The organism is Nonomuraea sp. NPDC003214 (assembly GCF_053590035.1).
In genome coordinates this window covers 1-11,233 of the sequence record NZ_JBSFSX010000005.1, presented here as the reverse complement: position 1 = coordinate 11,233, position 11,233 = coordinate 1, and the positions used below count along the sequence as shown (strand labels likewise).

Annotated in this window: 12 protein-coding genes; 4 read left to right on the top strand and 8 right to left on the bottom strand. The window is 72.8% G+C overall.

The window, feature by feature from the left end; all coding sequences use genetic code 11:
• The first annotated feature begins 40 nt into the window (after window positions 1-40).
• On the top strand, window positions 41-1,774 hold the full coding sequence (locus tag ACWDXC_RS15875; protein ID WP_449982080.1) for a glycoside hydrolase family 3 N-terminal domain-containing protein: 1,734 nt from the start codon (window positions 41-43) through the stop codon (window positions 1,772-1,774).
• Here the strand turns inward: ACWDXC_RS15875 and ACWDXC_RS15870 are convergent.
• On the bottom strand, window positions 1,764-2,942 hold the full coding sequence (locus ACWDXC_RS15870) for an ROK family transcriptional regulator (protein WP_449982077.1): 1,179 nt from the start codon (window positions 2,940-2,942) through the stop codon (window positions 1,764-1,766). The genes ACWDXC_RS15875 and ACWDXC_RS15870 overlap by 11 nt on opposite strands.
• Window positions 2,943-3,154: 212 nt before the next feature.
• Here ACWDXC_RS15870 and ACWDXC_RS15865 point away from each other — a divergent pair, with 212 nt between their 5' ends.
• A complete protein-coding gene (locus tag ACWDXC_RS15865) occupies window positions 3,155-3,604 on the top strand; it encodes an RrF2 family transcriptional regulator (RefSeq protein WP_219503311.1) in 450 nt (149 codons plus the stop codon).
• A 19-nt stretch (window positions 3,605-3,623) separates the two neighbouring features.
• Here ACWDXC_RS15865 and ACWDXC_RS15860 read toward each other — a convergent pair whose 3' ends face one another.
• Window positions 3,624-5,048 carry an MFS transporter gene (locus ACWDXC_RS15860; protein ID WP_449982074.1) on the bottom strand — a complete coding sequence of 475 codons (1,425 nt, stop codon included), beginning with the start codon at window positions 5,046-5,048 and terminating at the stop codon, window positions 3,624-3,626.
• An 86-nt stretch (window positions 5,049-5,134) separates the two neighbouring features.
• Here ACWDXC_RS15860 and ACWDXC_RS15855 point away from each other — a divergent pair, with 86 nt between their 5' ends.
• A complete protein-coding gene (locus ACWDXC_RS15855) occupies window positions 5,135-5,734 on the top strand; it encodes a TetR/AcrR family transcriptional regulator (RefSeq protein ID WP_449982072.1) in 600 nt (199 codons plus the stop codon).
• A 9-nt stretch (window positions 5,735-5,743) separates the two neighbouring features.
• On the top strand, window positions 5,744-6,523 hold the full coding sequence (locus ACWDXC_RS15850) for a DNA-formamidopyrimidine glycosylase family protein (RefSeq protein ID WP_449982069.1): 780 nt from the start codon (window positions 5,744-5,746) through the stop codon (window positions 6,521-6,523).
• Here ACWDXC_RS15850 and ACWDXC_RS15845 read toward each other — a convergent pair.
• The 6 genes from ACWDXC_RS15845 to ACWDXC_RS15820 form a co-directional block, all read right to left on the bottom strand.
• On the bottom strand, window positions 6,520-6,876 hold the full coding sequence (locus ACWDXC_RS15845; protein ID WP_219503598.1) for a helix-turn-helix domain-containing protein: 357 nt from the start codon (window positions 6,874-6,876) through the stop codon (window positions 6,520-6,522). The two genes, ACWDXC_RS15850 and ACWDXC_RS15845, sit on opposite strands and share 4 nt — an antisense overlap.
• A gap of 226 nt (window positions 6,877-7,102) precedes the next feature.
• Window positions 7,103-7,594 (bottom strand): CinA family protein, encoded by a 492-nt coding sequence (locus ACWDXC_RS15840; RefSeq protein WP_449982066.1) that lies wholly within the window; start codon window positions 7,592-7,594, stop codon window positions 7,103-7,105.
• Window positions 7,595-7,598: 4 nt separating this feature from the next.
• Window positions 7,599-8,171 carry a CDP-diacylglycerol--glycerol-3-phosphate 3-phosphatidyltransferase gene (gene pgsA / locus ACWDXC_RS15835; RefSeq protein ID WP_449982063.1) on the bottom strand — a complete coding sequence of 191 codons (573 nt, stop codon included), beginning with the start codon at window positions 8,169-8,171 and terminating at the stop codon, window positions 7,599-7,601.
• Window positions 8,168-9,574, bottom strand: coding sequence for a 30S ribosomal protein S12 methylthiotransferase RimO (rimO, locus tag ACWDXC_RS15830; protein ID WP_219503328.1), 1,407 nt, complete (start codon window positions 9,572-9,574; stop codon window positions 8,168-8,170). Before rimO ends, pgsA begins: the two co-directional genes overlap by 4 nt.
• Before the next feature lie 46 nt (window positions 9,575-9,620).
• Window positions 9,621-10,385, bottom strand: a complete 765-nt coding sequence (locus tag ACWDXC_RS15825; protein ID WP_449982060.1) for a helix-turn-helix domain-containing protein — start codon at window positions 10,383-10,385, stop codon at window positions 9,621-9,623.
• A 77-nt stretch (window positions 10,386-10,462) separates the two neighbouring features.
• The coding region (locus tag ACWDXC_RS15820; RefSeq protein ID WP_449982058.1) for a DNA translocase FtsK at window positions 10,463-11,233 on the bottom strand (771 nt) is incomplete at its 5' end.

The window sequence follows — 11,233 nt, the reverse complement described above, 5'->3', positions numbered from 1 at the left end:
CACCCGGCGAAGATCCGAGCCGGGCGCAAGGGGAGGCACGATGGGCGCGTCGATCGTCAGGAGTCCCGTACTGGCCGGGCTCGCCGACACCGTGCTGCAGCCGGGGTTCAAGGGCACGACCCTGCCGGACTGGGTGCGCAAACGACTTTCGACGGGGCTCGGCGGCATCGCCCTGTACTCGCGCAACCTCGTGACAAGCAGTCAAATACGTGACCTAACCGCCGCAATTCGGGCAGAGAATCCGGAAGTGGTCATCGCTCTCGACGAGGAAGGCGGCGACGTCACCCGGCTGGAGGCCTTCACCGGCAGCTCCCGCCCCGGCAACCTCGCCCTCGGCGCCGCCGGCGACCCCGCGCTCACCCGCGCCGTCGCCCAGGGCATCGGCCACGACCTCGCCGCCGCCGGCATCAGCCTCAACTACGCGCCCGTCGTCGACATCGACGCCGAGGACAACCCCGTCGTCGGCACCCGCGCCTTCGGCTCCGACCCCGAGCTCGTCGCCCGCCACACCACCGCCTGGGTGACCGGCCTCCAGTCAGCGGGCGTCGCCGCCTGCGCCAAGCACTTCCCCGGCCACGGCGCCACCTCCGTCGACTCCCACGACGCCCTGCCCGTCGTCCGCCTCTCCCGCGAGGAGCTCGCCGCCACCGCCCTGCTCCCCTACCGCGCCGCCATCGCCGCCGGGGTGCGCGCCGTCATGACGGGCCACCTGCTCGTCCCCGCGTACGACGAGTCCGAGCCCGCCACCACCAGCCGCCGCCTCATGGTCCAGCTGCTGCGCGAGGAACTCGGCTTCGACGGGCTCATCGTGACCGACGGCATCGAGATGCCGGCCGTCTCCGCCCCGTACGGCCTCGGCGGCGCCACCGTCCGCGCCCTCGCGGCCGGGGCCGACGCCATCTGCGTCGGCGGCGAGAACGCCACGCCCGGCGTCGTCGGGCTGCTGCGCAACGCCATCATGGCCGCCGTCGCCGACGGCACCCTGCCCGAGGAGCGCCTGGCCGAGGCCGCCGCCCGCGTCCGCGCCCTCACCCACTGGACCGCCACGCATCTGCCGATGCGCCCGCACGCCCAAGCGGTCCACCTCACCCCGCCCCCGCTCACGAGCCCCCAGACGCCCCCCACAGCGCCCAGCGCCCCGGAGTCCACCGTCCAGCCCTCCGCAGCGCCCGCCGGCCCGGGAGCGCCGGTCGAGCCCGCCGACGCCCCTGCGGCCGCCGCGCGGCCCTCCACCGGCGCCTCCCCTACGCAGTCGCCGGTCACGCCGCACCTCCCCGCCGCGCTCCCGCCAGTCGTGGGCTACCCCGAGTCCGCCCCGCGCAACGCGGCCCTGCTCGCCGCCCGCCGCGCGCTGCGGGTGACCGTGCACGAGCGCCCCACCGGCGACGGCCCGCCCCACGTGGTCGAGCTCGACTCCCCCGTCAATCTCGCCGTGGACCGCGCCACCCCGTGGGGCCTGGTCACCCCGCTGACCCGGCTCTTCCCCGGCACGACGAGCGCCCGCCTGGCCGACCCTGAGCCGGAGGACCTGGCCAAGGCCGTGGACGCGGCCGAGGACCGCCTCCTGGTGGTCGTCATCCGCACCGCCTACCGCCACACCTGGGTGACCGCGACGGTGGACGCCATCCTCGCCCGCCGCCCGGGCAGCGTCGTCGTCGAGCTGGGCACCCCTGGCCACGAACGCCCCGGCGCCGTCCACATCGCCACCCACGGCGCGACGAACCCGTGCAGCGATGCGGCGGCCACCGCCATCGCGCACCTGATCAGGACGTGAACAGCTCCTCGCGGGCCTGATCGAGGGCCGCCAGGACGGCACCGCGCAACACCTGGTTGCCCTCGACCGTGCTGGTGGCCACCTGGGGCCGCACCGGGCAGATCCTGGCGACCGCCTCCTCCACCCGGGAGGTGAGCGTGCGCCCGCCCGCGTGGCCGACCTCGCCGCCGAGGACGACGAGCCCCGGGTCGAGGATCACGCACACGGCCGCCACTCCCAGCGCGAGCCGGTGGGCGATCTCGTCGAGCAGCGGCTCGCCCTCGGTGCCCGCCGCGATGGCGACCTCGACGCACTCGCCGGCGTTGGCGGCCTCGAAGCCGTGGCTGCGCGCGAGCTCGGTCACCGCCTCGGCGCTGACGAGCGACTGCAGGCCACCGGCGAGCGACGGGAGCCTGCCCGGCGAGGTGCGGATGTCCTCGGGCAGCGGCACTCCGGGCACGGGCAGGTAGCCGATCTCGCCCGCGCTGCCCGAGCGGCCCCGGTGAAGCTTGCCGCCGAGCATGACCGCCATGCCGAGCCCGCGGCTGGACCACAGCAGCACGAAGTCGTCGAGCCCCTTGGCCGCGCCGTCGGAACGCTCGGCGATGGCGGCGAGGTTGACGTCGTTCTCGATCGTCACCTCGCGCTTGAGGTCGCCCGCGAGCGCCTCGTGGATGCCCTCGTGCCAGCCGGGCAGGTCGAAGGAGAACCGCACGTCGCCGCTGCGCGGGTCGACCACGCCCGGGGTGCCGATGACCACGCCGCGCAGCTTGGCGACGCTCACCTTGGCGCTGCGGCACGCCTTCATCACGGCCTCGTGCACGGCGGCGACCGGGTCGTCGTGCCCGTTGGGGTCGACGGCGGCCTGCGCGACCGTGCGCCCGTTGATGTCGGCGATGGCCGCGGAGATCAGCTCGGGGCCGATCTCCAGCCCGGCCACGTACGCGCTGGAGGGGATCACGGAGTAGAGGGCCGCGTTGGGGCCGCGCCCGCCGCCCTGGGTGCCGACCACCTCGACCAGCCCGCGCTCCTCCAGCCGGGCGAGCGTCTGCGAGGCGGTCACCTTGGACAGCCCGGTCAGCTCGCCGATCTGGCCACGGGTCATCGGACCGGTGGCCAGCAAGAGCTCAAGCGCGGCCCGATCGTTGATCTCCCGAAGAAGTCTGGGCACACCAGGCCGTCGCTCCACGCTTAATCCCACCGTCACATAGAAAAGGGTTGCTGGAAGTTTAGCGCTCTCACCACTCCTCTCCAGTGGTCAGGAGCGGTCTTGGATCTCATTCCCCGCTCCCGCGCTCCCCTATGCCACTAGGCATGTCCGGCTCGCCCGGATACGTCCGACTGCCGGTTTTCGGCGACCTTGCGGCGAACCAGTGTTGACCAGGAGGGATAATCGAGAACATGCGCCTTTCCGCTCGTGTCGACTACGCCCTCCGCGCCGCCGCCGAACTCGCCGCCGCCGGTGCCGGCCCGACCACAGTGGGCGAGCTCGCCAAGGAGCAGGACATGCCGCCCAAGTACCTGGAGAACATCCTGCTGCAGATGCGCCGCGCCGGACTCGTCCGTGGTCAGCGCGGCCCCGAGGGCGGCTACGTCCTGGCCCGGCCCGCCGCCGAGATCTCCCTGGCCGACGTCATCAGGGCCGTCGACGGCCCGCTCGCCAACGTCCGCGGCGAACGCCCGGAGCACGTCGGCTACCGGGGGCCCGCCGAATCCCTCCAGCAGGTGTGGATCGCCCTGCGCGCCACCGAGCGGGCCATCCTGGAGGAGGTCACGCTGGAGCAGGTCGCCACCGGCGCGCTGCCCGACCGCGTCCGCCAGCTCGCCTCCGACCCCGCCGCCTGGGACTGACCCGCCCGGCGGCGCCCCGTCAGCGGCCCAGCCTGGCCGCCGCCCAGAACAGCCCCAGCGCGGCCAGCTCGACGACGGCGGCCACGACCGGCAGCACGCCGCTGCCGTACGTCTCCAGGACCAGGCCGCCGAGCGCGCCACCGGCCGACACGCCGACGTAGACCGCGCTGCTGTTCAGCGCCAGCGCCTGCGGGCCCGCCGCGCCCGCCAGGGCGAGCAGGCGCGTCTGCGCGGGCGGCGGGATCCACCAGGACACGCCCGCCCACACCAGCAGCACCGGCAGCAGCCACAGCAGCGCCACCGGCCGCAGGAACCAGCTCCCCACGAACACCGCCATCACCGCCGCGAACCCGCCGATCCCCGCCAGCAGCGCCCGGTCCGGCCCCCACCGGTCGGCGGCCCGCCCGCCGAGCATCCCCCCGGCCAGCCCCGCCACCCCCGCCAGCGCGAACACCCACCCCAGCTCCCTGGACCCCGCCCCGGCCAGATCCCGCAGGAACGGCGCAAGGTAGGTCAGCAGCATCATGCTGCCGGTCACGATCGCCACGATCCCCAGCAACCCGAGCGACACCCGCGGCCGCCCCAACGGCCGCACCCGCCCCCACACCCCTCCCCCACCCCCGGAATCGCGCACGCCCGCAGGCGCCTCCCCACCCCCAGACTCAGAATCCCGCACACCCGTAGACGCGAGGGCGGCGGCCGACCCGGACGGAGAGTCGGGGGCGGACGCGCCCCCCGAGGCGGGAGCCGACGCGGAGGCGGACGCGGACCGGGAGGCTGCGGGGTCCGGGACAGTCGCGTCGCCCGGGGCGGACCCGGTGGCCGTACCGGTCAGGGTTTTGGGCTCGGGCTCGGGCTTGGTCGGGCGGGTTGCTGCCAGTACGAGGTCGCGTACGTCCGGGAGGGTGCGGTGGACAGCGACGAGGGCGGCCAGCCCGAGCAGCCCGCCGAGGACGAACGTGGCCTGCCACCCGAACGCCCCGCCCACCCAGGTGCCGATGGGCACGCCGAGCACGAGGGATCCGGTGAGCCCGCCCATGACCAGCGCCAGGTAGCGCCCCTGGCGGCCTTCGGGTGCGAGGGAGGCGGCGATGGCGTACGCGGCGGGCATGACGGCGGCGGCGGCCACGGCGGCGAGCACGCGCAGCCCCATGAGCACGGGATAGCTGCTGACCAGCGCGGACGCCCAGTTGGCGGCGACGAACAGCAGCAGCGCCCCGGTGATGAGCCGCCGCCGCGGCCAGGAGGCGGTGACCACGGAGGCGACCGGCGCGGTGAGCGCGAAGGCGAGCGAGAACGCGGTGACGAGCTGCCCGCCCGCAGCCTCGCTGACGCCGAGCCCGCCGGAGATGGCGGGCAGCACGCCGGCGATCACGTAGTCGTCGGTGGCGAACGCGAACGCGGTGAACGTCAGCGCGAGCAGCCACCCGGGCGCACGGAACACGAGGAGACCCCCTCAATAAAGGTAACAGTCGTTACCCAAGATAAGGTAACAGTTGTCACCCCATCGCCGGCAAAGGGGATTCGCCGATGGCCAGGACCGCCGACCCGGCCCGCCGCGCCGAGCTGCTCGACCAGATCGTGGACTACCTGGCGGGCCACGGCCTGTCCACGCTGTCCATGCGCCCGCTGGCCGAGCACCTGGGCAAGACCACGCGGGTGCTCACTCACCACTTCGCCGACAAGGAGGCCCTGCTGTCGGCCACGATGGAACGCCTGGACGAGCGCCACCGCGCCTGGCTGCGCGCCCAGCCCGGCCGGACCGGCGCCGACAGCGTGGGCACGATCATCCGCGCCACCTGGGACTGGCAGCTGCGCGAGGAGAACCTGCCGATCGCGCGCCTGGTCCACGAGATCGAGGGCCTGGCGGCGGGCGGCCGGCTGGCGGGGCAGGTGCCGAGGCTGCTGGCGGACCGGGCGGAGTTCGTGGCGGGCCTGCTGCGCGAGCGCGGCGTGCCGGAGGCCGACGCCGTGCGCATCTCGACGCTGGCCAACGCCGCCTACGCGGGACTGCAGGCCGACCTGCTCACGACGGGCGAGCGGGAGCGCGTGGAGCAGGCGCTCGACCAGCTCGTCGCCCTGGTGGACGCGTGGGTCGCCGAAGCCACCCAAGATCATCCCGAGGACTAGACTGGGGGCATGCCGGAAGGGGATGCCGTCTACCGCACGGCCGCGCGGCTGCGGGGAGCGCTCGACGGGCAGGTGCTGACCCGCTCCGACTTCCGGGTGCCCCGCCACGCCACCGCCGACCTGACGGGCCGGACGGTGCTGGAGACCGTCTCGCGCGGCAAGCACCTGCTGACCAGGGTGGAGGGCGGCCTGACGGTCCACACCCACCTGCGGATGGACGGAAGCTGGCAGATCGCGCCCGCGGGCCGGCGGGTCGCGGGCGGCGACCAGGTGCGGCTGGTGCTGGCCAACAGCCGGTGGCAGGCCGTGGGCGTGCGGCTGGGGATGGTGGACCTGCTGAGGACGGCGGAGGAGAGCCGGGTGGTCGGCCATCTGGGGCCCGACCTGCTGGGCGACGACTGGGATCCGGCCGAGGCCGTGCGGCGGCTGCGCCGCACCCCGGACGCGACCATCGGCGAGGCGCTGCTGGATCAGCGCAACCTCGCGGGCATCGGCACCATCTACCGGGCCGAGACGCTCTTCCTGCGCGGGATCTGGCCGTGGCGCCGGGTCGGGGACATCGAGGATCTGGAGGGGGTCGTCACGCTCGCGCGGCGGCTGCTCGACGCGAACAAACCTCATGCGGGCACGGTGACCACAGGTGACCGCCGTCCGGCGAACCAGACCTGGGTCTACGGCAGGGCGGGCAGGCCCTGTCGTCGATGCGGCACCCGCATCAGCCGCGGGGAGATGGGGGCGCAGTCACAGGAGCGGCTGATCCTGTGGTGCGGCGGCTGCCAGCCGGGCTAGGCCGCCACCATGTCCTTGACTTCGGGGAAGACGGAATCGGAGATCGACCCGGGGACCGAATCGGCAAGGGGGATGCGCTCGTGCTCGGGGGCTTCGGCGAGCACAGGGGCAGCCTGGAGCTCCGCCAGCGCGAACTGGTCGGAAACCTCACGCAGCACCTGCGACAACGGCACTCCCAGTGCCCCGCAGATGGACGCGAGCAGCTCGGAGGATGCCTCTTTCTGGCCACGCTCGACCTCGGACAGATAGCCGAGCGAGACACGCGCCAGCGTGGAAACCTCGCGAAGTGTGCGTCCCTGCCGCACGCGCAGCCGCCTCAGCACATCACCGAGCAGCTGACGCAGCAGAATCATCTGTCGCTCCCTCCCCGGCGTGGATGTCTTCACCACGCCCCGCGCGATCGGATCGTGCCGCCCATTGTTCTTCTTCGCTTCGTACATACTCCTCGCCGTCATCATCGGGCGTCTCCGCCCCTGGGCCGCCGCTCGTGGCTCATCACTCACAGCTCCACCGTACCCGTATCAACCGACACCGCGTCAGACCGTGCCTCGCATGTTCGCTCGGGACGTAACACGGTAATCATCCGGAATGTTCCCCTTTATTGGCCCTCAGCACACTTGCCAGAAGATCGATGGCCTCGTCCACCGTCCCCTCTCTGATACGCGCCCGCTCCCCCGAAAGGCTCAACCGGCGCCGCCACACTTGCCCGTCGGGACCGCTGACCGCGACGTGGACCGTGCCGACCGGCTGCCCGTCCTGCGGCTCGGGCCCGGCCACCCCGGTCACCGCCAGCCCGTAGCGGGCCCCGCACACGCGGGCCGCCCCGGCCGCCATCGCCGCCGCCACGTCCGGATGCACCGCGCCCTCCCGCCGCAGCAGCTCCGCCGGCACCCCCAGCAGCTCCTGCTTCAGCTCGGTCGCGTACGAGATCACCCCGCCCCTGAACACCCGTGACGCCCCCGGGACGGACGTGACCGCCGCCCCGATGAGCCCGCCGGTCAGCGACTCGGCCACCGCCAGCGTGGCCCCCTGCCGCACCAGCTCCGCCACGACCTCGGCGACGTCCGCCATGCTCTCACTCCCCGCGTGCCTGCCTGGCCACCTTGCGCAGCTTGACCGCCCTGATCACGTAATCGGCGCCGGTGCCCACGGTGACGACCAGGGCGGCCCCCATCACCGCCCACCGCAGCGGGTCGGGCACGCCCGGCAGAATGTACAGGACGATCGCGGCGATCTGCAGGACCGTCTTGACCTTGCCGCCATAGCTGGCCGGGATCACCGCGTGCCGGATCAGCAGCAGCCTGAGCAGCGTGATGCCGAGCTCGCGGCCCAGGATCAGGATCGTCACCCACCACGGCAGCTCGCCCAGGATCGACAGGCAGACCAGCGCGGCGCCGGTCAGCGCCTTGTCCGCGATCGGATCGGCGATCTTGCCGAAGTCGGTGATGAGCCCGTAACGCCGGGCCAGCTCACCGTCGAGATGGTCGGTGAGCGAGGCCACCGCGAACACGGCCAGCGCGGCCAGCCGCCAGCCCGTGCCCGGCAGGAAGAGACACACCACAAAGAAGGGGACGAGCGCCAACCGGAGGACCGTGAGGACGTTGGCGATGTTCCACGGGCTCACCACGCGGCGCTCGTCCCTGGTCATGGACCGGCCTTGATCCGCGCGATGAGATCGACGCCCTCGGCGTCGACCACGACCGCACGGACGATCTGCCCCTTGACCAGACCGATGCCCTGAACCGTGACGGAACCGTCGACCTCGGGCCCCTGGTGGGCGGCCCGTCCCTCATAGCCGCCGTCGCCCAGGTCCTCGTCGATGAGCACGTCGACCTCGGTGCCGATGCGCTCCTCGGCCCGCTGGGAGGTGAGCTCCTCGGCCAGCTCGGTGAGCACGCGCACGCGCTCGTCGATGACCTCCTGGTCGAGCTTGCCGTCGAAGCCGGCCGCCTCGGTGCCGTCCTCGTCGGAGTAGCCGAACACGCCGATCACGTCGAGCCTGGCCTGCTCCAGGAAGGAGACCAGCTCGCCGAACTCCTCCTCCGTCTCGCCGGGGAAGCCGACGATGAAGTTGGAGCGCACACCGGCCTCGGGGGCCCGCTCGCGGATCGTCTCCAGCAGCCCGAGGAAGCGCTCGGGGTCGCCGAAGCGGCGCATCCGGCGCAGCACCGGCCCGCTGGCGTGCTGGAAGGACAGGTCGAAGTAGGCGGCGACGCCCTCGGTGCCGGCGAGCACGTCGATGAGGCCCGGCCGGAGCTCGGCCGGCTGCAGGTAGCTCGCCCGCACCCGGTCGACGCCCTCGACCGCGGCCAGGCGCGGCAGCAGCTTCTCCAGCGCCCGCAGGTCGCCGAGGTCCTTGCCGTAGGAGGTGGAGTTCTCGCTCACGAGGACGAGCTCGCGGACGCCGCGATGGGCGAGCCAGTCGGCCTCGGCCACCAGCTCGTCGGGGTCGCGGGACACGTACGCCCCCCGGAAGGCCGGGATGGCGCAGAACGTGCAGCGCCGGTCGCAGCCGGAGGCGAGCTTGAGCGAGGCCACCGGGCTCTCGTCGAGCCGCTTGCGCAGCACGCGGGGGCCGCTGGCGGGAGCCACCCCGGAGGGCAGGTCGCCGTGGCCGGGGATGGAGGATCGGGACCCGGCGCGCTCGACGGGTGAGATGGGCAACAGGGTGCGGCGGTCGCGCGGCGAGTGCGGGACGAGCCGCCTGCCTGCGATGACGTCGTCGAGGCGGCCACCGATGTCGGCGTAGTCGTCGAAGGAGATGACCGCACTGGCCTCGGGCAGCGCCTCGGCGAGCTCGTTGCCGTAGCGCTCGGCCATGCAGCCCGCGGCGACCACTTTGGCCCCCGAGTCCGCGGCGGCCAGCAGTGTGTCGATGGAGTCCTTCTTCGCCGAGTCGATGAAGCCGCACGTGTTGACGACGACGACATCGGGGTCGTCGTCGCCGAGCTGCCAACCGGCAGCCTCAAGTCGCGCGGCGAGCTCCTCGGAGTCGACCTCGTTGCGCGCGCAGCCCAGGGTGATCAGCGATGCGGTTCGGCGGGATGACATGGTGAACACTACGGTATCGGGAGTTGGCCACCACCCGATGCAGGGGCTACCTGGCTCGCGGCTTCCCAGGCCCGAACGAGCGGCGCACGACCTCCCCCCGGTCGCCGATCCGGCCCAGCTCCTTGCCGTTGACCTGCAGTGACACCGCGCCCGCGTCGGCCAGCAGCAGATTGACCTTCGAGGCGGCCCGCCAGGTCGAGCTCGCGCCCGCCTTGAGCGTGCCGGAGAAGAGCTTGCGGCCCTGCGCGTCGTGCACGTTGAGGTAGGACGAGCGCTTGGCCTTGACCTTGACCACGACCAGGTCGCCCTTGGCGATGGCCATCGCCTGGCGCGGCGGCCTGGCCGGCGCCTCGGTGAAGGGCCGGTTGGGCGGCACGCTCGGCGCCGACGTGGCGTGCTGGACCCCGGCCGAGCGGACCCGGTCGGACTCGCCGCCCATCACCCGCACCACGCCGAACACCACGACCACGGCCAGCGCCACGCCCAGCGCGGTCGTCCAGCTCGGGCCGCGCCGCTCGCCCAGCCGGACGCCGCGGTCGGCCCGGAAGACGTCAGAGGCCCGCACCGGCGGCGGCGCACCGCCGTGCTGCTGGTCGTAGAGATGGACGACCGCCTCCGGGTCCAGGCCCACCGCCTTGGCGATCGCCTTGACGTGCCCCCGGGTGTAGAAGTCGTTCTCCGCGGGGTCGTCCCGTTCGATCGCCTGAATGATCACTTCGCGGATGCGCGTGTCCGCGCTCAGCTGCGCGACCGTCAGGCCCGCCGCCTCCCTGGCGGCCGCCAACATGGCACCCGTGCTCTGTTCCTGCATCGCAAACGCCTCCCGACCACAACGGAGCGTAGTCAGATATATTCAACCAGCTACGCTCCGGGAAACGTGCATTGGGGTCATTCGCCACGCAGGTCGGCTAGCAATCCGGGCAGATCATCCGGTTTCACCAGCACCTCGCGGGCCTTCGACCCCTCGCTAGGGCCGACCACGTTGCGGCTTTCGAGCAGGTCCATCAGCCGCCCGGCCTTGGCGAAGCCGACGCGCAGCTTGCGCTGGAGCATCGACGTGGAGCCGAACTGCGTGGTCACGATCAGCTCGGCCGCCTGGATCAGCAGGTCGAGGTCGTCGCCGATCTCCTCGTCGATCTCCCGCTTGACCGGCGCGGCGGCCACGTCGTCGCGGTACTCGACCTGCATCTGCGTCTTGCAGTGCGCGACGATCTCGGCGATCTCCTTCTCCGAGACGAACGCGTTCTGGATGCGGATCGGCTTGCTGGCCCCCATCGGCAGGAACAGCGCGTCACCCTGGCCGACCAGCTTGTCGGCGCCCGGCTGGTCGAGGATGACGCGGGAGTCGGTCAGCGACGACACCGCGAACGCCAGCCGCGACGGCACGTTGGCCTTGATGAGCCCGGTGACCACGTCGACCGAGGGCCGCTGGGTGGCGATCACCAGGTGGATGCCGGCGGCGCGGGCGAGCTGGGTGATGCGCACGATCGAGTCCTCGACGTCGCGCGGCGCCACCATCATGAGGTCGGCCAGCTCGTCCACGATCACCAGCAGGTACGGGTACGGCTGGTAGACGCGCTCGCTGCCGGGCGGCGGCTGCAGCTTGCCGGCCCGCACGGCCTCGTTGAACTCGTTGACGTGCCGGAACCCGCTGGCGGC